Origin of the sequence: Cryobacterium sp. N19 (genome assembly GCF_002929595.1) — a bacterium.
Lineage (GTDB): Bacteria > Actinomycetota > Actinomycetes > Actinomycetales > Microbacteriaceae > Cryobacterium > Cryobacterium flavum.
The window spans coordinates 140,258-163,383 of record NZ_PJJR01000052.1 but is presented as its reverse complement, the minus strand read 5'-3'; the positions used below and the strand labels follow the sequence as shown (position 1 = coordinate 163,383).

Sequence of the window (23,126 nt, the reverse complement as noted above, 5' to 3'; positions counted from 1 at the left end):
GCGAAACCGGGGACCCGCCTCACTCAGGCCATCTGCGGAAAACCGAGGTCGATCTCCGAGGTGGCCGGGTCGGGCCAGCGGGTCGTGACGACCTTGCCGCGGGTATAGAAACGGATGCTCTCCGGTCCATACATATGCGCGTCACCGAACAGCGAGTTCTTCCAGCCGCCGAACGAGAACGATCCGACCGGTACCGGTATGGGCACGTTGATGCCGACCATGCCGGCTTCGATCTCGAACTCGAACTGCCGAGCAGCCCCGCCGTCCCGCGTGAACAGGGCCACACCGTTGCCGAACTCGTGCTCGTTGACGAGTTTCACGGCCTCGTCGAAGGTGTCAACGCGCACGATCGACAGCACCGGGCCGAAGATCTCATCGTCGTAGACCTTCATCCCGGGCGTGACGTGGTCGATCAGGCTGACACCGAGAAAGAACCCGTCACTGTCGAACTTCTGTGCCCGGCCGTCGACGACCATGGTGGCGCCGGCCGCCTCGGCGCCGGCCAGGTAGGACGCGACCCGATCGCGGTGTTCTCCGGTGATCAGCGGGCCCATCTGCGAGGTCGGATCGGTTCCCGGGCCGACCCGGAGTGTCGTCATGCGCGTCTTGATCGCGGCGACGAGGTCGTCGGCGATGCCGCCGACGGCCACGAGCACGCTCACGGCCATGCAACGCTCCCCGGCGGATCCGTACGCGGCGTTGATTGCGGCATCCGCTGCCATCTCCAGGTCGGCGTCCGGCAGCACGACCATGTGGTTCTTGGCGCCGCCGAGTGCCTGTACCCGCTTGCCGTTGCCGGCAGCCCGGTTGTAGATGGACTTGGCGATCGGGGTGGAGCCGACGAAGCTGATGGCCTTGACCGCCGGGTTGTCGAGCAGTTCGTCGACGGCCTCCTTGTCGCCCTGCACGACGTTGAGCACGCCGGCCGGCAAGCCGGCCTCCGTGAAGATCTCGGCGATGAAAATAGCGGATGAGGGGTCTTTTTCACTGGGCTTGAGGAGCACCGTGTTGCCGCAGGCGAGGGCGCTGCCGATCATCCACAGCGGCACCATGGCCGGAAAGTTGAACGGGGTGACGCAGGCGACGACGCCGACGGCCTGGCGCACCGAGTGCACGTCGATTCCGTGGGAGACCTGCTGGGAGAAGTCGCCCTTGAGCATGTGCGCGAGGCCGGTGGCGAATTCGATGTTCTCGAGCCCGCGGGTGATCTCGCCGGCCGCGTCGGAGAGTACCTTGCCGTGCTCACTCGTCAGAATTGCGGCGAGCTCGCTCGTGCGCTCGGCGAGCAGCTCGCGCACCTTGAAGAAGATGGCCGTGCGCTTGGCTAGCGTGCTGGTGCGCCACTCGGGCAGGGCCGCCTGGGCCGATTCGATGGCGTCGATCACGACCGCGCGGGAAGCCAGCACGACCTGTTTCTCCTGCACGCCGGTGGCCGGATTGAATACGGGGCCAAATCGTTCGGACGACTCGACTCGCTGCCCGTTGATGTAGTGGGGAATTGTTTGCATGGAAGAGCTCTCTCTGGTGGATGACATGGTTCAGGCGTGCAGGGAGCCGTCGACGAGTTTGACGATCATGGAGCAGTCCTTGCCGCCCTCGCCCTCATCGATCAGGCGCTGAAAGAGTTCGGCGACGTGTTCGCCGATCTCGAGCGGCGTGTCGGTGGCGCGGGCGGCGACGATCGCCAGCCCGATGTCCTTGCTCGCGAGCGTTGCGGTGAAGGTCGGGGCGAAATCCCGGTTGGACGCGGCCGTCGCGACGACATCCTTGATCGGATACCAGGTGCGCAGCGCCCAGCTGTCACCCGACGAAACGGATGCGATATCCCAGAACACCTGCTTGTCCAGTCCCAGCCGCTCGGCCAGAACAGCGCCCTCCGCCGTTGCGGCGAGGTTGATGAACAGCATGAGATTGTTGCAGATTTTCGCGGCCTGGCCGGTCGTGGCGCCACCAGTCGGAATGATGTTCGCCGCCATCGGCTCGATGAACGTGCTGGCGTCAGCGACGGCATCCGCAACGCCTCCGATCATGAAGGTGAGGGTTCCGGCGGTGGCGCCGCTCATGCCGCCGGAAACCGGGGCGTCGACGAAGCGAAAGCCGGCCGCCGCTGCGGCATCGTGCAGGGCCTGGGCGGTCTCGATGTCGATCGTCGACGAGTCCACCAGCAGGGTGGCCGGATCGGCCGTGGCCAGCACGCCGTCGTCGCCGAAGTACACAGCACGGGCGTGTTCACCCTTGGGCAGCATGGTGAAGACGACGTCGGCGCCCGCGACGGCTTCGCTGATGCTCGCGACGGCGGTGACCCCCGCTGTGACGGCCGTGGCGACGGCATCCGGATTCAAATCGAACCCGCGCACCTCATGGCCGGCGGCCACCATATTGGCGGACATGGGCCCGCCCATGTTGCCCAACCCGATCCATGCGACTACTGACATTCGAAGCTCCTTTGCTTTGTGTCCCTCCACCCTCGCAGCCGGATAGAGTGCAATCAAGGCAATATTTCACAGGGGGTATGTGCGCAGATGCACACGCTCGAAAGGATGCGATCCGTGAGTTCACACCAGCTTCCGAGCCCGAACGATCTGCTCGTGCTGCTCACCGTGGCCAGGCTGGGGCGCTTCAACGCGGTCGCCGAGGCGCTCGGCACCACCCACACGACCATCTCGCGGCGCATCCTCGCACTCGATGCGGAGCTGGGCGGCCGCACGCTCGAGCGCAGCCCGCATGGCTGGGAGCTCACCGAGCTGGGCCGGCACGCGGTCAGTGCTGCCGAGGCGATCGAAGACCGGCTGGGCGCGCTCGCCACGGCTATCAGCCAGACCGACCCGCTCTCCGGGCTGCTGCGCATCAGCACCATCGACGGATTCGGGGCGGAGATCGTCACGCCAGCCCTCGTGAAACTGCAGCAGAGCCACCCGCGAATCAATATCGAGATGTTCAGCGCCACCCGCAAGGTGAGCCAGAACCGGTCGGGCGTCGACCTTGAGATCGTGGCCGGCCGCAACGATGTCAACAACGCACAGGCGATGTTTCTGACCAACTATTTTCTGCGGTTGTACGCCAGCCGCGAGTATCTGCTTGGCCGCGGCGCGCCCCGCACGCTCGACGACGTTGCGTTGCACAGTTTCGTGTCGTACGTCGAGAGTGCCCTGCTCGTGACCGACCTGGGCTATCGCTCCTCCGAGCTGCCGGAACCGGCCACGACCTTTCAGGCCACCAGCCTGTTCGCCCAGTTGGAGGCGGTGCAGGCCGGCGCCGGAATCGGACTCCTGCCGAACTTTCTCGTGCACGACCGGCCGGAATTCGTGCCTGTGTTGCGCGCAGACTTTCAGCGTCAACTGCCCATCTGGGCCGTCGTGCGGGCCGAATCGCTGCGCTCGCCCGTGGTGCGCGCCGCCATCGAGGCAATCACGCTGGAGATCGCGAATCGACCGGCCGCCTTCAGCGAGTGACTTACAAGCGGATGCCCCGCCGGAGCGAAAAAGGGCGGCCCGATCCGTGGGATCGGACCGCCCGCTACGCGCTACCGGCGACCGACCCCGGCGAGGTCGGCCTGGGCGGCGCGATCGGCCGATTCGGCGGCATCCGCTGCGTCAATGTCGTGCAGGGAGAGCCCGCGCGTTTCCTTGAGGGTGAGCACCACGAGGGCCGTGATCAGGCACGCGGCTGCGAGGTAGATGGCTACCGGCACCGAGGACTCGAAGGTGGAGAGCAGGCTCACGGCGATGATCGGGGCGATCGAGCCCGCGATGACCGAGGTGACCTGGTAGCCGAGGGAGACGCCGGAGTAGCGCATCCGGGTGGGGAACATTTCGGCCATGATGGCGGGCTGGCCGGCGTACATGAGGGCGTGGAAGAGCAGGCCCACCATGATCGCGACAATGATGATGAAGTCGTTCGCGGTGTCCATCAAGGGAAAGGCGAAGAATCCCCAGGTGCCGGCGAGCAGGGCGCCCACGAAGTACACCGGGCGCCGGCCGACCCGGTCGGAGAGGTGTCCGACCAGCGGAATGACGACGAAGTGAATCGCGTGGGCGATGAGCAGAAGGAGCAGAACTCGAGAGGTGTCCATCTGCACGATGATCTTCAGATAGGTGATCGAGAAGACCACGACGAGGTAATAGAGAATGTTCTCGGCGAAGCGCAGGCCCATCGCGGTGAACACCCCGCGCGGATAGCGGCGGAAGACCTCGACAATGCCGTAACCTTTGTCGCCGGCGACGACCTCTTTCTGCGCCTTGAGAAAGATGGGGGCATCGCTGACCTTGGTACGAATGTAGTAGCCGACCAGCACGATGACGGCGGAGAGCCAGAACGCGACGCGCCAGCCCCAGCTCAGGAAGGCCTCATCGGACAGGGTGGAGGCGAGCACGAACAGTACGGCGGTGGCCAGCAGGTTTCCCATCGGCACCGCGGACTGCGGCCAGCTGGCCCAGAATCCGCGCGACTTCGGCGGGCTGTGCTCGGCGACGAGCAGCACCGCACCGCCCCATTCGCCGCCGACAGCGAAGCCCTGGATGAAACGCAGGAGCACGAGCAACACCGGTGCGAGGTAGCCGATCTGCTGGAACGTCGGCAAGCAGCCCATCAGGAAGGTGGCGACGCCGACGAGTACGAGGCTGAACTGGAGCAGGCGTTTGCGGCCGAACTTGTCGCCAAAGTGTCCGAAGACGATGCCGCCGATGGGGCGGGCCAGGAAGCCGACGGCGTAGGTGGCGAAGGCCGCGATGATGCCCTCGAGTTCGGTGCCGGCGTTCGGAAAGAACAGGGTGCCGAAGACCAGGGTGGCGGCGGAGGCGTAGAGAAAGAATTCGTACCATTCAACGACCGTGCCGGCCATGGAGGCCGCGACGACCTTTTTCAGTCCGGACGTCTGCACGTCGTTTCGGGTATCGGATCTGGTCGTGCTCATAGGATTTCCCCTGGTGTCGTCATTGACACAACGTGCGTGCACGTCGTCTGGCTGGTCTTAGCTTGCGCTTCGCGTTGGTGGCTGTCAAAGACGATTCGCACAGGGGCGACGTGCAGAAATGCACACGGTGGCGCGGCGAACGAACGCGGCACGGTTATTCTCGAAGGAACAACAGTGAGGTGGGGCAACAGTGACGCACGCGCATCCGCTGCACGTCGACGTTGAAGTAGCGTGCCTGTGCTGCCTCGCGCCGCAGCCGTTTCACTTCACGTCGCTGAGCGACCAGGTGGTCTGCTCGCTCTGCGTGCACCACATCGGGGCCGAGAAATCCGAGCGCCGGGACCTTGAGCATGTGCGATTGTGGGCCGCGCGCTGGGCATCCTCCGAGACCGCCCACGCCGACTACATCGCCGAAACGGATGCCTTACTCGTCGGCCGGGACAAGGACCTGACCGCCCTTCGCGACCAGGTCGCCGAGCTCAGCGCCATCGTTGCCGGCCAGTTCACGGCCGGGATCGAGGGGGTGCGGAGCCTGTTGCAGAATGACCTGGTCAAGCGTGCTGAACGCAACACCGAACTGGCCCGGCGGCAGATCGACTGGGCCATGGCCGGCATCTGGCGCATCGAAGCGCTGCACCACGACGCGGCGGCGCAGAAGTGTTCCTGCGGCCGCACGGCGGGCAGCTGCGACGAGAGCGCCGCGATCGACCCGCTCCGGCAGACGCTGCTCGACTGGGAGAAGAAGAACGTGGCGCTGCTGCAGGGCGGCCGGCGGCACGGACTGCCGGCGGATCATCCCGCGGTGCTGGCCCAGCGCATCCGCTGAATCAGTGAGCGCTGACCGGAGCGCTCTCGACCGCGTCGCCGAGCGGCGGGCGCCGCACGAGGAATGCAGCTGGAATGGCGAACAGCGAGATGATCGCGCCGCACAGGAAAGCACCGCGAATTCCGGAGGCCGTCGCCGAGATCTCGGAGACGCCCTGAGCCATGAGGGCGGCCGACTGCGCGGTCATCACGGCGATGAACAGTGCCGTTCCGACGGCGCCGGCGAGTTGCTGGATGGTACCGACGACCGCGCTGCCGTGCGAGTACAGGCTCGGCTTGAGAGAGCCGAGGCCCGACGTGAACAGCGGCGTGAAGAGCAGCGAGAGGCCGGCGCTCATGCCGACGTGGGCGATTAGGAGCATCCACGGCGGGGTGGTCTGCCCCATCATGGTCATCGCCCAGAACGCGGCGCTGACGATGATCGATCCGGGAACCAGCAGGATGGTCGGGCCGCGACGGTCGTAGATGCGGCCGACGAACGGCGCAAGCAGCCCCATGGTCAGGCCACCGGGCAACAGAATCAGGCCGGTTTCGAGGGCCGTCAGGCCGAGCACGTTCTGCATGTACAGCGGCAGCAGAATGATGGTGCCGAACAGGGCGAGCATGCTGATGCTGAGCATGGAGATCGAGAGGGTGAAGGTAGGCGAGCTGAACACGCGCAGGTCGAGCAGGGCCCGATCGGTGCGCTGCAGCTGAAGCTGGCGCAGCACGAACAGGGCCAGGGCGACCAGGCCGATGCCGAGCGGAATCCAGCCGGCAGCGGATGCCCCACCTAGGTTGCTGAGGCCGTAGACGAACCCGCCGAAGCCGAAGGCCGAGAGGATGACGGAGAGCACGTCGAGCGGCAGCTTGCGCGGCGTCGTCACGTTCTGGATGCGCGAGGCACCGAGGATGAGGGCGCCGATGGCGATCGGCAGTACGAGAATGAACATCCAGCGCCAGTCGAGCACGCTGAGAATGACGCCGGAGATGGTCGGGCCGATGGCCGGGGCGACCGAGATGACGATGGAGATGTTACCCATGGTTTTGCCGCGGGAGGCCGGTGCGACGAGGGTCATTACGGTGGTCATGAGCAGCGGCATCATGATGGCCGTTCCGCTGGCCTGCACGATGCGGCCGACCAGCAGCACCTCGAATCCGGGCGCGAGCGCGGCGATCAGGGTGCCGGTGCTGAACAGTGTCATCGCGGCGATGAAGACCGGCCGGGTGTCGAAGCGCTGGATGAGAAAACCGGTGATCGGAATGACCACGGCCATGGTGAGCATGAACGCCGTCGTCAGCCACTGGGCGGCGGTGGCCGTGATACTGAGGTCCTTCATGAGGTGCGGCAGCGCCACGCCCATGATGGTCTCGTTCAAAATGACGACGAATGCCGAGACCAACAGCAGCCGAATCACGAGCTGGTTGCGCCTGGCGTCGGGGTGTTGTGCGGCCTCGGTGATCGTGTCGGTGGCGGCTGGTGCGGTCATTACTGGTCCTGACGGTCGTGCGAAAAGGGGATGTGCCACAAACGTCACGCGAAAATGAGCGGCCGCCCGCCCCGTAGGTCCCCCGGGCCAGCTCGCTGTGTGCGCCTCTAGGTGCAGCGTTTTGCAGGGTGTGAATTATTCCTGAGTCACAGAATTAGTGGGGATGCCGCGCATCGCGACGCGACCCGCCCTGGTCGCAAACAGGTCACGCAGTCGACCGATGCCCGGATCCGCGTTCAGGGACTGCCGCACGACGACGAAGTCGAGTCGGTAGACGGGATTCTCGAGCGGATGAAGCGTGACCGAGTCGGGCAGCTGCCCGACGGTGAGTTCCGGCACGAGGGCGACGCCAACCCCAGCGCCGACGAGAGCGAGGATCACGGAGAAATCGGTGGCCTCGGCGACAGACCTGGGCGCGAAGCCGGCCACTCCGCAGGCGCGCTGCACCATCTCGTGGCAGGACCACGCCGCGTGCGGCACGACCCAGTCGTGGCCGCTGAAGTCGGCCAGCCCGGTGCGGGCGATCGACGGGAAAGCGGCGACCCGATAGGTACCCGCCGAACCGCCCCTCGACGCGATCATCTCCAGTTCGGCGACCGACAGCAGATCGACGATGTCGTTGCCGGCCGGGGTGAGGGTGAGGGTTCGACCGTGTCGTTCGGTGAGGGTGAGCCCCCACCTCGCGTTCGAGCGCGGCGAGTTGCATCGAGGCCCCGGGGCCGTGAGGTGTGCAGTTCGCGAGCAACGGCGGCGATGGTGCCGAGTCGGTGAAGCTGGGCGAGCATCCGCAATTTTCTGACGTCTAACACCCATGTCATTTTTACGTAACGCGGCAGTAAAAGTAAATACATATTCGCACTGGAGCGGGCCGTGCTCGAGGACTGGGTTCTCCTCGAGTGTTTCTGGCCGGCCTCGGCGTTGTCGTGCTGTGGGCGAGCGCGTTTCCGGCCATTCGGGTGGCCGCGCCCGAGCTTGGGGTGGCCGGACCGTCCCTGGCCCGCCTCGACGTCGCGGCCGTCGCCCTCGCACTGCTCGAACCCGTGCTCAGGGTGTGATTGCCGGCCCGGCGCGACCTGCCGGTCCGGTACCGTGAAGCAACAAATATCCCGCTCTCGCGTTATGGGAGGCGGAGCCTCAGATAGGGGGCGGTGCGGCTCGTGGGGTGGGCGGCCACTGTCGCCGGGGTGCCAGCGGCGATGATCTGGCCGCCCTGGTCGCCACCGGAAGGGCCGAGGTCGATCACCCAGTCGGCGGCGGCGACCACGTCCATCTCGTGTTCGACCACAACGACCGTGTTTCCGGCATCGACGAGGCGCCCGAGCTGCTGCATGAGCAGCTCGACGTCGGCCGGGTGCAGGCCGGTCGTCGGCTCATCGAGCAGGTAGAGGGTGTGGCCGCGGCGCGCTCGTTGCAGCTCCGTGGCGAGCTTGATGCGCTGCGCCTCCCCGCCGGAGAGCTCGGTGGCCGGCTGCCCGAGGCGCAGATAGCCAAGGCCCACCTCACGCAGGGTGTCGAGGCTGCGTGCGGCGACGGTGACGTCTTCGAGAAAGAGGAGTGCGGCATCCACTGTGAGGCCGAGAACTTCGGCCACGTTCTTGCCGCGGTAGCTGACCTCGAGGGTTTCGGGGTTATAGCGCGACCCGCCGCAGTCGGGGCAAGGCGCGTAAGTGCCCGGCAGAAAGAGCAATCCGACCGCCACGAAACCCTCGCCGAGGCAGGTTTCACAGCGGCCGCCAGCCACGTTAAACGAGAACCGGGAGGTGGTGAAGCCGCGAGAACGGGCCTCGTCGGTGGCGGCGAAGGTAGCCCGCACGGCGTCGAACAGGCCGGTGTAGGTGGCGAGGTTGGAGCGCGGCGTGCGCCCGATCGGCTTCTGGTCCACCTGCACCAGCCGGTCCACGGCGTCGAGCCCGGTGACCGTGGGCAGGTCGGAGCGCTCGGCCAGCTCGATCTCAGCGTCGGGGTCGCCGAGGTCCAGCACCGGCACATCGTCGGGGTCTGGGTGCAGGTGACGACCGACGGCTTCGGCGAGCACCTGGCTGACCAGGGTCGACTTGCCAGACCCGCTGACGCCGGTGACCGCCGTCAACACCCCGAGCGGAATCTGCGCGTCGATACCCTTGAGGTTGTGCCGGGTTACGTCGGTCAGTCCCAACCAGCCAAGCGGATGCCGCAGCTCGCCGCGCGCCACCGGCTCGCGTTCCGCAGCAAACAGGTATTCGCGGGTGACTGACATCTCGACTTCGGCCAGTCCGCCTGTCGGCCCGCTGTAGAGCACCTCACCACCGCCCTCGCCGGCTCGGGGGCCGACGTCGACGACCCAGTCGGCGCTCCGTACGACATCCATATTGTGTTCGACCACGAAGACCGAGTTGCCCGAGAGTTTGAGCTGCTCGAGCACGAGCAACAGCGGCTCGGCATCTGCCGGGTGCAGGCCGGCCGAGGGCTCGTCCAGCACGTAGATGACCCCGAACAAGCCAGAGCGCAGCTGGGTGGCGATGCGCAGCCGCTGCATTTCGCCCGGAGACAGTGTCGGGGTGGAGCGGCCGAGGGCCAGATAGCCGAGGCCGAGTTCAAGCAGCACGTCGATGCGGCGCAGCAGGTCGCCGGCCAGGGTGACGGCTACCTCCGTCGACGCGGCGTCAGCAACGATCGGCCGCAGCACCTCGGCGAGAGCCGTCATCGGCAGCGCGTTGAGCGCGGCAATCGACTGCCCGGCCACGGTTACGGCGAGGGCTTCGGGCTTGAGGCCGCTGCCGGCGCAGTCCGGGCAGGGGCCGGTATCGACATACCGCAGCACCCGCTGCCTTACATTCGCGCTTTTGCTGTCGGCCAGGGTGTGCAGCACGAAACTCTTCGCGCTCCAGAATCGGCCCTGATACGGCTTGGCGATGCGGTCACGCTGCGGCACAACCTCGACCACCGGTTGTTCTTCGGTGAACAGAATCCAGTCGCGGTCGGCGCGGGACAGTTCCTGCCAGGGACGGTCAATGTCGTAGCCGAGCACGGCGACGATGTCGCGCAGGTTCTTGCCCTGCCAAGCGCCGGGCCAGGCGGCGATAGCGCCGTCCCGAATGCTGAGGGTGGCGTCCTGCACCATCGACGCCTCGCTCACGGTGTGCGCCATGCCGAGGCCGTGGCAGCGCGGGCAGGCGCCCATCGCGGTGTTCGGGCTGAAGGAGTCCGATTCGAGGCGACCGGCGGCATCCGCTGGGTATATGCCGGCACGGGAATACATCATGCGCAGCGAGTTCGAGAGGGTGGTGACCGTACCCACACTCGAGCGGGAACTCGGTGTTCCGCGGCGCTGCTGCAGGGCAACGGCCGGCGGCAGCCCGGTGATCTCGTCGACGTGCGGGGTGTGTCCCTGCTGAATGAGGCGGCGGGCGTAGGGCGCGACCGATTCGAAGAATCGTCGTTGGGCCTCAGCGAAGATGGTGCCGAAAGCCAGCGAGGACTTGCCGGAACCAGACACCCCGGTGAAGGCGACGATGGCGTCCCGGGGCACGTCGACGTCGACATTGCGCAGGTTGTTTTCGCGGGCACCGCGCACCCGCACGAACCCATCACCGAGTGCGGCGGGGTTGTCTGGCTGGTCTGAGGTCATCTGATTGGAATCGTCGCTAAGCACCCAAACAACAGTACGTTGCTTGCGTGTGCGGTGCCCGGTTTCCGGCGGGTCAGATCGAGGTGGCGTCCTCGACCTGACCGACGAGCTCCTCGATGATGTCCTCGAGAAAGAGCACTCCGGTCACGGTGCCGTTCGCATCGAACGCGGTAGCGACGTGGGCGCCCAGGCGGCGCATCGAGGCGAGTGCGTCCTCGAGTTCGCTGTCACACGAAACGGATGCGAGGCGGCGCAACCGTTTTCCCGGCACCGGCTCGGTGAAGCTGTCGCCGCCGGTGAGGTCCAGGACGTCTTTCAGGTGCAGGTAACCGCTTGGCTGCCCGTCGTCGTCGGTCAGAATGTAGCGGGAGAAGCCGTGGCGGCCGACCGCCTGCTGGATGTCGGCCGGGGAGGCGGTCGATGGCAGGCAGACCATGGATTCGATGGTCACCTGCACGTCGGTCACCTTCTTCGACGTGAACTCAAACGCTGCACTGAGTGTGCCCGAGGCATCCTGCAGCATGCCCTCGCGGGTGGACTGCTCCACGATGCTCGCGACCTCGTCGAGGGTGAACGCGCTTGTCGCCTCGTTCTTGGGCTCGACCTTGCACAGGCGCAACACCCCGTTGGCCAGCCAGTTGAGGCTGAAGATGATTGGGTTGAAGACGCGGGCGACGAACACGAGCGGCGGCGCCAAAATCAGGGCGGCCCTTTCGGGAACGGAGAACGAGATATTCTTCGGAATCATTTCGCCGAAGACCACGTGCAAAAAGGTCACCAGGACGAGCGCGAAGGTGAACGCGATCGTACTGATCATGCCTTCAGAGAGGCCGGTACCCGCGAGCGGGAATTCGAGCAGTCCGTGGATGGCTGGCTCGGAGACGTTCAAGATAAGCAGCGAACACACCGTGATGCCGAGCTGGCTGGTGGCGAGCATCAGGGTCGCGTGTTCCATCGCCCACAGGGTGGTCTTGGCCGCTTTGCTGCCCCGTTCGGCCAGCGGCTCTATCTGGGAGCGCCGAGCCGAGATCACAGCGAACTCGGCACCGACGAAGAACGCGTTCACGACCAGCAGCACGACGAGCCAGGCCAGGCCGGGGAGGTACGCGGTTAAATCGGCGCTACTCATGGATCAGGTCTTTCTTGATTTCAGTCACGATTCGGTCGTGTGTGGTGGTCAGGCTGGGATCGGTCTCGGGATTAGCGGGCGTATAGCGGATGCGGTGCACGCGCACGCCGTCGACGCGGTCGATGCGCAGCACGCCGCCGTCGATGGCGACCTCGTCGCCGAGTTCGGGAATGCGGTCGAGCTGGTCGGCGAGGAATCCGCCGACCGTGTCATAGCCCCCGTCATCGGGGATGGTGACGCCGGCGCGGTCGAACAGTTCGTCGGGGCGCAAGGCGGCGTCGAAGACGACCGAGCGGCCGGAGCGGACGACGCCGGCCTTGGCCCGGTCGTGTTCGTCTTCGAGTTCACCGACTAGTTCTTCGACCAGGTCCTCGAGGGTGACGATGCCGGCGGTTCCGCCGTACTCGTCGGCGACGACGGCGATCTGGAATCCCTGCTGGCGCAGAGCGGCAAGCAGGGAGTCGACGCCCATGGTCTCGGGAACGCGCAGGGCGTCCACCTTCAGGTCGGAGGCGGTGACTGTGGCACGCTCACTCAACGCGACAGCGAAGGCCTGTTTCACGTGCAACACCCCGACGATGTCGTCGGAGTTCTTGTCGATCACCGGAAACCTCGAGTAGCCGCTGGTCGTCGCGAGGCGCACAATGCTCTCGGCGGAGTCGGTGACGCGGACGGAAGCCATGCGCACCCGCGGGGTCATGACATCGGCGGCGGAGTGCTCGGAGAAGCGCAGGGTACGGTGCAGCATAGCGGCGTGGTCGTCGTCCAGCACGCCTTCGAGGGCGGAGCGGCGCACCAGAAAGCTCAGCTCTTCGGCGCTGCGGGCACCGGAGAGTTCTTCTTTTGGCTCAATGCCGAACCGACGAATGATCGCGTTGGCCGTGTTGTTGAAGAGCAGAATGACGGGTTTGAACACCGCTGTGAATGCGGCCTGGGCCGGCACCACGATCTTTGCCGTCGCGAGCGGTACGGCGAGGGCGAAGTTCTTGGGAACGAGTTCGCCGATCACCATGGAGAACAGCGTCGCGAGCGAGATCGCCACGATGGTTCCCACCAGCGGCACGATGCCGGTAGGCACACCGACGCTCGTCAGCGGCCCGCTGAGCAGTGAGCGGATGGCCGGCTCGAAGGTGAACCCGGTCAGTAGCGTGGTGAGGGTGATGCCCAGCTGGGCGCTCGATAGGTGCGTCGAGGTGATCTTGAGCGCTTTGATGGTCGGACCGAGGCGTTTCTCGCCACGATCACGCCGAGCTTCGAGCTCATTGCGGTCGAGCGTGACGAGGGCAAACTCGGAGGCTACGAAAATTCCCGTTCCGACGGTGAGGAGGAGTCCTGCGCCCACCATGATCCACTCATACATGTTGAGGTCCTCTCAGTGAAAGAGGCATGTCGGTGGTGGTGGGCGAGGGTTTATGCGAGGGAGGGTCTTCCATTGTGCTTATAAGGCTATAGACGGATGCTGGCAAACTGCCTGCCCGCCGCGTTTCGGTCGCGCACGGGCACCGCGTCCGGGCTGCGGGCCTTGGCTGTCCGGGTGTGCGTGCGTAAACGCGGAGAAATTCGAGTTAGCGGCGCATTCCGACTGGGGTGGCCTGTATCGGGGCGAATCTCCGCAGTTGTGCACACTCGCCCTATGACACGACGGGTTCGACGACCTCTTCTGGCAGTTCGCGCAGCACGACCTTCATGATCTTGCCGGTGGCCGTGCGCGGCAGGGCGTCAACGAAGGTGACGTAGTCGGGCACCTTGAATGCCGCGATCAGGTAGCGAGTATGCGTGAGCAGGTCGACCTCGGTCACGAGGGCGTCCGGGCGGAGCACGACGTAGGCCTTGGGCCGCTCGCCCCACTTCGGATGCGGCATGCCGACCACGGCGACGTCGAGCACAGTCGGATGGGTGAGCATGGCGTTTTCGACCTCGATCGTCGAGATGTTCTCGCCGCCGGAGATGATGATGTCCTTGGCGCGGTCCTTGATCTCGATGTAGCCGTCCGGGTGCATGACGCCGAGGTCGCCGGTGTGGAACCAGCCACCGCGAAAGGCATCCGCTGTGGCCTGCGGGTCTTTGAAGTAGCCGAGCATGATGTTGTTGCCGCGCAGCACGACTTCGCCGATGGTCGCGGCGTCGGCCGGAACGTCGGTCATGGCCGAGTCGACGATGCGAGCCGATTCGGCCTGCACCATGCCCACTCCCTGGCGGGAGATCTTGCGGGCACGTTCGTCGGCGGGCAGGTCATCCCACTCGCGCTGGTATTCGCAGATCGTGTACGGACCGTAGACCTCGGTGAGGCCGTAGACGTGCACGACCGTGATGCCGAGGGCGTCGAGCTGTTCGATCACGCTCGGCGACGGCGGGGCACCAGCTGTGGTGATCGAGAGCGGCGTCTCGAGCACGTGCTTCATGGGAGCGTTGGCGATCACGCCGCACACCGTGGGGGCGCCACACAGGTTGGTCACGCCGAGGGTGTCGATGGCCGACCAGACCGATTCGGCCCGCACCGTGCGCAGGCAGACGTGGGTGGCACCGGCCGCGGTGACCGCCCAGGGTGTGCACCAGCCGTTGCAGTGGAACATGGGCAGCGTCCACAGGTAGACGGAGTCGCTCGTAAACTTGTTGTGGAACACCTCGCCGAAGGAGTTGAGGTATGCACCGCGGTGCGAGTACATGACGCCCTTCGGCTTGCCCGTCGTGCCCGAGGTGTAGTTGATCGAGATCACCGATCGCTCGTCGGAAACCTCCCAGGCCAGCGGCTCGGCGGAGTCGTTGTCGGCATCGGCCAGAAAGGACTCCAGCGTCTGCTGGCCCACATCGAGTCCGCTCTCGGTGATGCCGAACTCGCCGTCGGCGATTTCGATCACGCCCTTCAGGGCAGCGGATGCCGCGAAAGCGTCACCGACACCGGCGACCAGTTCGGCGTCAATGAACAGCAGGGTGGCCTCTGAATGCTCGAGGACGTAGTGCACCTCCGGCCCGGCCAGCCGTGAGTTCAGCGCGACGAGCACGCCGCCGGCCAAGGGCACGGCGTAGTGCGCGATGAGCATCTCGGGTATATTCGGCGCGAGGAATATGACCCGGTCGCCAGGCGTGATGCGCGAGCGGATGGCGTGGGCCAGCTCCTCCGCAGCCTGCGAAAATTCCTGGTAACTGTAGCGACGAGATCCGTAGATGATCGCATCCTTGTTTGGGAATACTTCAGCGCTGCGCTGCAGGAACCGCATGGGTGTGAGCGGTGAGTCGTTGGGTGAGTTTGTGGTTCTCAGGGTCAGGTCGATCATGCGGGACTCCTTTGTCCGAAAAGATGATGCAAGCGAAAGCTCGTGCAGGTCGAACCTAGTGGAAGGCGCTGACCCCGGTCAGGTCGCGACCGATGAGCAACGACTGGATGCTCTCGGTGCCCTCGTAGGTGTGGATGGACTCGATGTCGGCAAGGTGCCGAATGACGTGGTTCTCCAGCAGGATGCCGTTGCCGCCGAGCATGTCGCGGGCGAGGGAGGCGAGCGAACGCGCAGCGCGGGTGTTGTGGAACTTGGCGAGGCTGGCCTGGATGGGCCGCAGGGTGCCGGCGGCGTCCAGTTCGGCCAGCCGAATACAGTGCAGCTGCATCGAGGTGAGCTCGGAGAGCATGAGGGTGAGCCGCTCCTGAACGATCTGAAAACCGGCAATCGGCTTGCCGAACTGCACGCGCTGCTGCGCATAGTTGAGGGCAGCCTCAAACACGGCTGTGGCGTGACCGAGCGCCGACCAGGCGACCCCGAGCCGGGTCGCGAACAGAACGACTGCCGTGTCTTTGAAGGTGTGGGTGCCGGGCAGAACAGCGTCGAGGGGAATCCGCACATCGGTCAGGGTGATGCGCGCCTGGTGTACCGCGCGCAGCGAACCTTTGCCGAGCATCGTCTCGCCGCGGTAGCCGGGCAGGGCCTGGTCGACCAGGAAGCCGCGTACATTGCCGTCGTCGTCGCGGGCCCAGACCACGGTGACGTCGCCGACCGAGCCGTTGCCGATCCACTTCTTCTCGCCGTTGATAACCCATTCGTCGCCGTCGCGGTGTGCGGTGGTCTCGAGGCCCACCGAGTCCGAGCCGTGGTCGGGTTCGGTCAGGGCAAAGGCACCCAGCTTCTCGGCGCGGGCCAGCGGCACCAGCCAGGTGGCCTTTTGCTCGTCGCTGCCGAACATGGCGATACTGCGCAGGGCGAGCCCGCCCTGCACGGCCACGACGGTGCCCATCGAGCCGTCGCCGCGGGAGATCTCCATGTTCACCAGGCCGGCCGCGAGCGGGGACATGGGGGTGAGGCCCGGCCCCTCGACTCCGTCGGTGAGCAGATCGAGTTCGCCCAGGCGGCGAGCCAGGTGCAACGGGTACTCCGCCTTGTCCCAGGCCTCGCTCAGCTCGTCGAGGGTCTCCACCGCGAAGGTGCGAGCCCGGCTCCAGAACGCTCGATCAGCTTCGGGCACATCGGCGAAAACACCGTAGTAGTCGGTGTCGAGCGGGGCGGAGACATCGTAATCGGGCATCATTGCCTTTCGCAATAGCAGGTGTGACTTCAGTTCTATCTGACACTGAGTCTCACGTCAAGTGACACTTGGTGTCAAATTGCTGTGGATCGAAGTCGGTTCTCGATCACGCGGGCGACGTCTGCCGGCAGGGCAGAGGCGGAAAAGACCGCGACGAGCAGCTCGCTCGCGCCCCTGGCCGATTCGCCGACGGGTGCAAAGCGATTGCGCACGGCGTGCAGCTGCGCCGCCAGACCGGCCGAATCGAGCACCGCGCTGGCGTCGATGGCGCGAATCATGCGCCGCAACTCGAAGTTGTGCGTGGCCGTGACGGCCGCCGCAAATTGAATCGCCACCACCGGGTCGACACCCGGCAGACAGCGGCGCAGATAGGCCGAGAACGTTTTCTCGTAGCGGGACACCATCACCGTTTCGCGGTCGCGCAGAACGGATGTCTGGCGCACGACCAGGTCGCGCACCCGCACGATCTCGAGGCGCTCCCGAAACCGCTCGAATACGAGCGCGGCGGCATCGCACACAGCCAGCCAGGGGTCGGGGTGCTCTGTGGCGAAAAACTCGTCGATCTGCTCGAGCAACTCGTCGTGGTCGGCGAAGATCACATCGTCTTTCGAGCGGAACTGACGAAAGAAGGTGCTGCGGGAGACGCCAGCGGCTGCGGCGATCTGCGCGGTACTGGTGGCTTCGTAGCCCTGGGCCTGAAACAGGCTGACAGCGATGTCGGCGACGGCCACGCGGCCGCGGGCATCCGTTTGGTGGGGGGCCGAATCGCGCGCGCGATCTGTGGACGCGGTGGGTGCAGACGGATCAGACATGGTCTGGCGAAAGTAGCACGGAATGAGGTGGGCGGACGCCGGGGAGTGCCGGCCCAAAGTGGACGGGGCCCAGGCCCCGTCCGTGGGCCCAGTTTATAGCCTGGGCCCCGGGACCGGGCCTGGGCCCCGTCCCAGTGGAAGGCGGGCGGGGGGACGGGCGAATGCACAAGGTTTCCATAAGGCCTACATCGCACTCTTACAGCATTCGCTCACCCTGAAGAGATAGGTGCGTCATGAGCAGGTTCGAAGGTCAAGGAATCGTTCGCAGCACGAGAAATACAACCGGAATGCGAGGTAGCCCACCGCCCAACGGCGTTGGAAGACCGAAGAGCGCCTTCCGCAGGACCACTCGCATGGTCGCGGCCGGTATGGCCGTCGTGCTCTATGCTGTGCTCGGACTGTCCACCGCGATCACCGCCACGGCGGCCGTTGCGCCGGTCGGCCAAGGGTTCACGGTCACCACGTCTGACCTCGCCTACATTCTCAAGCAGATCAAGATTGCCGAGGCTCACGCCGCAACGGCAACGCCGGCGAACCCCTGCGGAACCCTGGTCGGCAGCGGCCCCAACCAGATTCCCGACCGGTTGTCGTCCTACGGACTGCGCACCGTCGACGGATCGTGCAACAACCTGATCGCCGGCCGCGAGACCTATGGCGCAGCGGATCAGTTGTTTCCGCGCCTCACGACACCGATCTTCAACGACGCTGACCCGATCACATCGAGCTTCCCCGTCGGTGCCCCTGGTCCGACTAGCTACAAGCAGAAGTCGGGCTCTGTCGTTGACTCCCAGCCCCGCGAGATCAGCAACCTGATCGTGGATCAGACCGCCACCAATCCCGCAGCGGTCGCTGCCGCCGGGTTCCCGGTGCGTACCCAGAACGCGGTCGGCAAGTTCCCGTGCACGACCGACCCTGACCTGACCGTTGATCCGCCGGTCGTGGGCGTTCCTGCAGGTTGTGTGCCCAAGTACGAGACCCTGTTCATTCCGAACGTGACGACCGATGTTGGCCTGTCGCCGCCGTACAACTCGCTGTTCACGCTGTTCGGTCAGTTCTTCGACCACGGCGTCGACCAGACAGTCAAGGGCGGCGGTACGGTGTTCGTGCCGCTGCAGGCGGATGACCCGCTCATTGCCGGACCCGACCATAATTTCGCCACCACGGCCGACAACCTCGACCCGAACCTGCGCTTCATGGTGCTGACCCGGGCGCAGAACCAGCCCGGCGTTGACGGCGTGCTCGGAACCGCCGATGACGTGCAGGACGCGGCCAACACCGACTCGCCCTATGTCGACCAGTCGCAGACCTACACCTCGCACCCGTCACACCAGCTGCTCCTGCGCGAGTACACCAACAACGCTGCAGGCAAGCCGGTCAACACCGGTCGGCTGCTCGGTGGCCTGGCCGGTCCCACGGCCGGTGGCATGGCGACTTGGGCAACGGTCAAGACGCAGGCCAAGGACCTGCTCGGACTGCTGCTTCAGGACAAAGACGTGCTGAACATCCCGCAGATGGCGGTTGACCCCTACGGCAACTTCATTCCCGGCCCGGCCCGTGGCCTGCCCATGTACGTCACACCGACCGGTATGGTCGAGGGCGACATCGCAAATGCTGTCGCGGTGCCAGCCAACGCCATCTATTTCCACACCCCGTTCCTGACCGATATCGCGCATAACGCCGACCCGAGCCCGCAGGATACGGACCACAACCCGGCCACACCGCCGGTTGCCCCGACGCCCGACGTGAACACGACGGCCACCGCCGATTTCGCCAGCCAGCCGGCCGGAACCTACGATGACGAGATGCTCGACCTGCACTTTTGTGCCGGAGACGGTCGCGTCAACGAGAACATCGGCCTGACCAGCATTCACCAGGTCTTCCACTCCGAACACGACCGCCTGGTCGAGGAATTCAAGACCACCCTCACCAACGACGGCACCGTTAAGGGCGTTGCCGCCCTGGCCGAGTGGAAGCTGGCTGCGGGAGCGGGTGCTGGTGTGGGTAGCTGGAACGGCTCGCGCCTGTTCCAGGCCGCCCGGTTCGTCACCGAGATGGAATACCAGCACCTCGTCTTTGAGGAGTTCGGTCGCAAGGTGCAGCCGCTCATTCAGCCGTTCCACGTCTACCACACCGATTTGGACCCGGCCATCAAGGCGGAGTTCGCCCACGCGGTGTACCGCTTCGGCCACTCCATGCTGACCGAGACGATCGCGCGCACCAACGAGAACGGCTCCGGCAACGACATCTCGCTGCTCAAGGGCTTCCTGAACCCGATCGCCTATACCGACGGTGGCCCTGCTGGGCCGCTGACCTCTGAACAGGCAGCCGGAAGTGTGATCATGGGCATGAGTGACCAGGTGGGCAACGAACTCGACGAGTTCGTCACCGACACCCTGCGCAACAACCTGCTCGGTCTGCCGCTCGACCTGGCGACGATCAACATGACGCGTGCCCGCTCAGAGGGTGTGCCAGCGTTGAACGAGGTGCGGCGCCAGATTCACAACGCAACCGGTGACGGTCAGCTGGCTCCCTACACGAGCTGGGCTGATTTCGGTCAGCACCTCAAGCACCCGGAGTCGCTCATCAACTTCGTGGCTGCCTACGGCACCTACCCGACCATCACCGCCGAAACCACGATGGCTGGAAAGCGTGCCGCGGCCAAGGCAGTCGTCGACCCGGGCGTCGGGATATCCCCGAGCGCCGAAGCCATCGACTTCATGAACAGCACCGGTGCCTACGCAACCGCGGAGTCCGGTCTGAACATGGTCGACCTGTGGGTCGGTGGTCTCGCGGAAAACACCAACCTGTTCGGTGGTCTGCTGGGAAGCACGTTCAACTACGTGTTCGAGAACCAGATGACCGACCTGCAGAACGGTGACCGGTTCTATTACCTGAACCGCACCCCCGGAATGAACCTGCGATCGCAGCTCGAGGGCAACTCCTTCGCTGAGATGATGATGCGCAACACGGATGCTTCCAGCCTGAAGGCCGACTCGTTCGCCACCGCAGACTGCAAGTTCCAGCTCGCCAACCTGGCCGGCACGCCTGCCGGTTATGCGGCGACGGGTGCGAGCGTGACGGATGACCCCGCCACGACGGACTGCAACGAGAACCTATTGCTGTTGCGCAAGCCGGACGGGACCATCCAGTACAAGGCGGTCAACTCGGTCGACCCGGTCGGCATCAACGGCCAGTCGGTCTACAACGGCACCGCGGGCGTCGACCGGGTCGCCGGCGGCAACGACAACGACACCTTCCTTGGCAACGAGGGCGATGACGTGATCGAAGGCAGTGGCGGCGACGATATCGCCCTGGGCGGCATCGGCAACGACCGCTTGACGGACTCTGCCGGAGCCGACGTTTCCAAGGGTGGTCCGGGTAACGACTACATCAACACCGGTATCGGCAACGACATCATGATGGGCGGTGACGGTCAGGACTTCACCAACGGCGGAGCCAACGACAACGAGACCTTCGCCGGACCCGGCAATGACTTCGTGAGAAGTGGTGATGGTGCAGACGCGACCTTCGGTGACGGTGGCGATGACTGGATCCAGGGTGGTTCAGGCCAGGACCTGCTGATCGGTGATCACAGTGCGCCCTTCTTCAACGACCCCGCTCAAACCGCTCCCGGCAACGACATCTTTGTCGGCCAGGTCGGCGAGAACGACTACGACGCCGAGGGTGGCGACGACATCATGACCAGCAACGCAGCCATCGATCGGTTCGCTGGTTCAGCCGGGTTCGACTGGGCTAACCACCAATACGACACGGTGGCGGCCGACGATGACATGAACATCAACAACAACCTCATCGGAGTTCCGCTGCCCGCCGTGGTCAACCGTGACCGCTGGCAGGAAGTGGAGGCCAACTCGGGTTCCGCGTTCAACGACGTGATCCGTGGTGACAACGCAGTGCCCAGCACCGTAGGTGGTGCCGGCTTCAGTGGCTGCGACGTGCTCGACCAAACCGGCATTGACCGGATCAGCGGCCTGAGCGACCTTGTCTCGTCGTCGATGTTGACCGTCCCGCTCGCGGGAGTGGAAGCGTTGTCCCCGATGGGTGTCTGCCCGCTCGTTGGCAACGTCTGGGGCGATGGCAACATCCTCCTCGGCGGCCTCGGCAGTGACTCGCTCGAGGGGCGCGGCGCCAACGACGTGATCGATGGCGACCGGTACCTGCAGATTCGCATCAGCGTGCGTGATGACGCCGGTGTCGAAATCGGCAGCACCGACCTGATGGAGCGCCCGTACCTGGCTGGCAGCACCCACACCCTGGAACAGGATGTCGCTGCCGGAGTGGTGAACCCGGGCAACCTGGTCGCGGTTCGGGAAATTATCACTCCCACCGCTGCTCAGTCGGCTGGCAACATCGACTCCGCAGTGTTCTCGGGCCTGACCAGTAACTACGAGGTGACCACCCTGAATGCCGACGGCACTCCAGGCATCTTTGGAGCCGCCGGAACGGTTACCACGGTGCTTGACAACCGCGGCACCGATGGTACCGATACCCTGCGCAACATCGAACGCCTGCAGTTCAGCGACACCGTAGCTCCGGGAGCCCCCACGGCCGTCAACGCAGTTGCCGGTGATGCAACGGCCACCGTGGACTGGGTCGCATCGCTCGTCGGCATCCCCACCGGCTTCTCGGTGAAGGTGCTTGACGCGGCGGGAACCCAGGTCGGTGCGCTGCGCACCGCGGTCGGAACCGCATTCAACCTGGTTGTCACCGGGCTGACCAACGGCTCCACTTACACCTTCCAGGTGTCGGCGAGCAACGCGGAAGGAACGAGCGCATTCTCGGCTTCGTCCAATGCGGTGACACCGTCGGCACCTGTGGTCGCGGGCGCTCCGACGATCGGGACTTCGGTCGCCGGTAACGCGCAGGTGACGGTGAACTGGGCCGCCCCGGCGCCGGTGGCCAATGCGGCACCGATCACGGGCTATGTGGTTCGCACCTTCATCGGTGCGGGCACCACGCCCACGGGCACCACGACGGTGGCTAATGTCACCACCGCGGTCATCGGGTCGCTGACCAATGGCACCGGATACACCTTCGATGTCGCCGCTATCAATGCGGTCGGCACCGGAGCGGCATCCGCTCGATCGGTCGCGGTCACGCCGCGCACGGAGTTCGTGCTGCCGACAGTTACGGCGCGCACGCCGGCATCGGGCGCTCGTTCGGTCAGCCAGACCGGCAACCTGACGGCAACGTTCAGTGAAGCGGTCACGGGAGTCAGCGGCACGACGTTCGTGCTGCGGCTCGGCACCACGGTGATCCCCGCCACGGTGTCGTACAACGCCACGACTCGTGTCGCGACGCTGAACCCGAACGCAACCCTGCTCGCCGACCGCAGCTACACGGCCACCCTCTCGGGTATCCAAGATGTGGCGGGCAACACGATGGTGGCCAGTTCCTGGACCTTCATCACCGGACCGGCCCCGACGATCCTCACGAGGACTCCCGCAGCGGGAGCCACCGGAGTGCGCCGCAACGCCAACGTGACGGCGACCTTCAGTGAGGACATCACCGGAGTCAGCGCCACCACGGTTCGGATCACCCGGGTCTCCACGGGAGCGGTCATCACCTCGGTTGCGGCGTTCAACGCCACCACCAACGTGCTGACCATCAACCCCTCCGTGACCCTCGCCTCGAACGTTCAGTACCGGGTGGCCATCATCGGTGGCAACACGAGCGTTCGAGACCTGGCGGGCAACCCGCTGGTGACGGCTACGTGGACCTTCACGACCGGCACTGTGCTCTAACCGAACACCAGCAACACGAAGTCGGCCGGCGATTGGATCTCAGTCGCCGGCCGGCTGTCCCCACATTTTGCCGTACAACGAATATCAGTAGAAAG

Annotated in this window: 15 protein-coding genes; 4 read left to right on the top strand and 11 right to left on the bottom strand. The window is 65.4% G+C overall.

Features of this window, described 5'->3' with window-relative positions; genetic code table 11:
* Positions 1–23 precede the first annotated feature (23 nt).
* Both CXY78_RS14320 and mmsB read right to left on the bottom strand, forming a co-directional pair.
* Complete coding sequence (locus CXY78_RS14320; protein ID WP_104089928.1) at positions 24–1,508, bottom strand: CoA-acylating methylmalonate-semialdehyde dehydrogenase; 1,485 nt, start codon at positions 1,506–1,508, stop codon at positions 24–26.
* Positions 1,509–1,538: 30 nt separating this feature from the next.
* Positions 1,539–2,435 (bottom strand): 3-hydroxyisobutyrate dehydrogenase, encoded by an 897-nt coding sequence (gene mmsB, locus CXY78_RS14315; RefSeq protein ID WP_092338481.1) that lies wholly within the window; start codon positions 2,433–2,435, stop codon positions 1,539–1,541.
* A gap of 105 nt (positions 2,436–2,540) precedes the next feature.
* Between mmsB and CXY78_RS14310 the strand changes: the two genes are divergently transcribed.
* Positions 2,541–3,452 carry a LysR family transcriptional regulator gene (locus tag CXY78_RS14310; RefSeq protein ID WP_092338787.1) on the top strand — a complete coding sequence of 304 codons (912 nt, stop codon included), beginning with the start codon at positions 2,541–2,543 and terminating at the stop codon, positions 3,450–3,452.
* A gap of 71 nt (positions 3,453–3,523) precedes the next feature.
* On the opposite strand, the gene CXY78_RS14305 is transcribed toward CXY78_RS14310, so the two are convergent.
* On the bottom strand, positions 3,524–4,912 hold the full coding sequence (locus CXY78_RS14305) for an MFS transporter (RefSeq protein WP_104089926.1): 1,389 nt from the start codon (positions 4,910–4,912) through the stop codon (positions 3,524–3,526).
* A gap of 190 nt (positions 4,913–5,102) precedes the next feature.
* On the opposite strand from CXY78_RS14305, the gene CXY78_RS14300 reads away from it, so the two are divergent.
* Positions 5,103–5,738, top strand: a complete 636-nt coding sequence (locus CXY78_RS14300) for a hypothetical protein (RefSeq protein ID WP_092338484.1) — start codon at positions 5,103–5,105, stop codon at positions 5,736–5,738.
* A 1-nt stretch (position 5,739) separates the two neighbouring features.
* On the opposite strand, the gene CXY78_RS14295 is transcribed toward CXY78_RS14300, so the two are convergent.
* Together CXY78_RS14295 and CXY78_RS14290 are read right to left on the bottom strand one after the other, a co-directional pair.
* On the bottom strand, positions 5,740–7,206 hold the full coding sequence (locus CXY78_RS14295) for an MDR family MFS transporter (protein ID WP_104089924.1): 1,467 nt from the start codon (positions 7,204–7,206) through the stop codon (positions 5,740–5,742).
* 135 nt (positions 7,207–7,341) lie between these two features.
* Positions 7,342–8,019, bottom strand: coding sequence for a LysR substrate-binding domain-containing protein (locus CXY78_RS14290; protein WP_104089923.1), 678 nt, complete (start codon positions 8,017–8,019; stop codon positions 7,342–7,344).
* A gap of 83 nt (positions 8,020–8,102) precedes the next feature.
* Here CXY78_RS14290 and CXY78_RS14285 point away from each other — a divergent pair, with 83 nt between their 5' ends.
* A complete protein-coding gene (locus CXY78_RS14285; protein WP_233197211.1) occupies positions 8,103–8,261 on the top strand; it encodes a hypothetical protein in 159 nt (52 codons plus the stop codon).
* Between the two features lie 62 nt (positions 8,262–8,323).
* Here the strand turns inward: CXY78_RS14285 and CXY78_RS14280 are convergent, their stop codons facing one another.
* The 6 genes from CXY78_RS14280 to CXY78_RS14255 form a co-directional block, all read right to left on the bottom strand.
* Positions 8,324–10,813 (bottom strand): excinuclease ABC subunit UvrA, encoded by a 2,490-nt coding sequence (locus CXY78_RS14280; RefSeq protein WP_104089921.1) that lies wholly within the window; start codon positions 10,811–10,813, stop codon positions 8,324–8,326.
* Positions 10,814–10,886: 73 nt separating this feature from the next.
* Complete coding sequence (locus CXY78_RS14275) at positions 10,887–11,942, bottom strand: hemolysin family protein (protein WP_092338492.1); 1,056 nt, start codon at positions 11,940–11,942, stop codon at positions 10,887–10,889.
* Positions 11,935–13,302, bottom strand: coding sequence for a hemolysin family protein (locus tag CXY78_RS14270; protein WP_104089919.1), 1,368 nt, complete (start codon positions 13,300–13,302; stop codon positions 11,935–11,937). Before CXY78_RS14270 ends, CXY78_RS14275 begins: the two co-directional genes overlap by 8 nt.
* Before the next feature lie 271 nt (positions 13,303–13,573).
* Positions 13,574–15,217, bottom strand: coding sequence for an AMP-binding protein (locus CXY78_RS14265; protein ID WP_092338496.1), 1,644 nt, complete (start codon positions 15,215–15,217; stop codon positions 13,574–13,576).
* A gap of 55 nt (positions 15,218–15,272) precedes the next feature.
* Complete coding sequence (locus tag CXY78_RS14260) at positions 15,273–16,457, bottom strand: acyl-CoA dehydrogenase family protein (protein WP_104089917.1); 1,185 nt, start codon at positions 16,455–16,457, stop codon at positions 15,273–15,275.
* Between the two features lie 71 nt (positions 16,458–16,528).
* On the bottom strand, positions 16,529–17,266 hold the full coding sequence (locus CXY78_RS14255; RefSeq protein ID WP_092338500.1) for a TetR/AcrR family transcriptional regulator: 738 nt from the start codon (positions 17,264–17,266) through the stop codon (positions 16,529–16,531).
* Between the two features lie 353 nt (positions 17,267–17,619).
* Here CXY78_RS14255 and CXY78_RS14250 point away from each other — a divergent pair, with 353 nt between their 5' ends.
* Positions 17,620–23,031: a peroxidase family protein gene (locus tag CXY78_RS14250; protein WP_104089916.1), complete on the top strand. Its 5,412-nt coding sequence runs from the start codon at positions 17,620–17,622 to the stop codon at positions 23,029–23,031.
* Positions 23,032–23,126 lie beyond the last annotated feature (95 nt).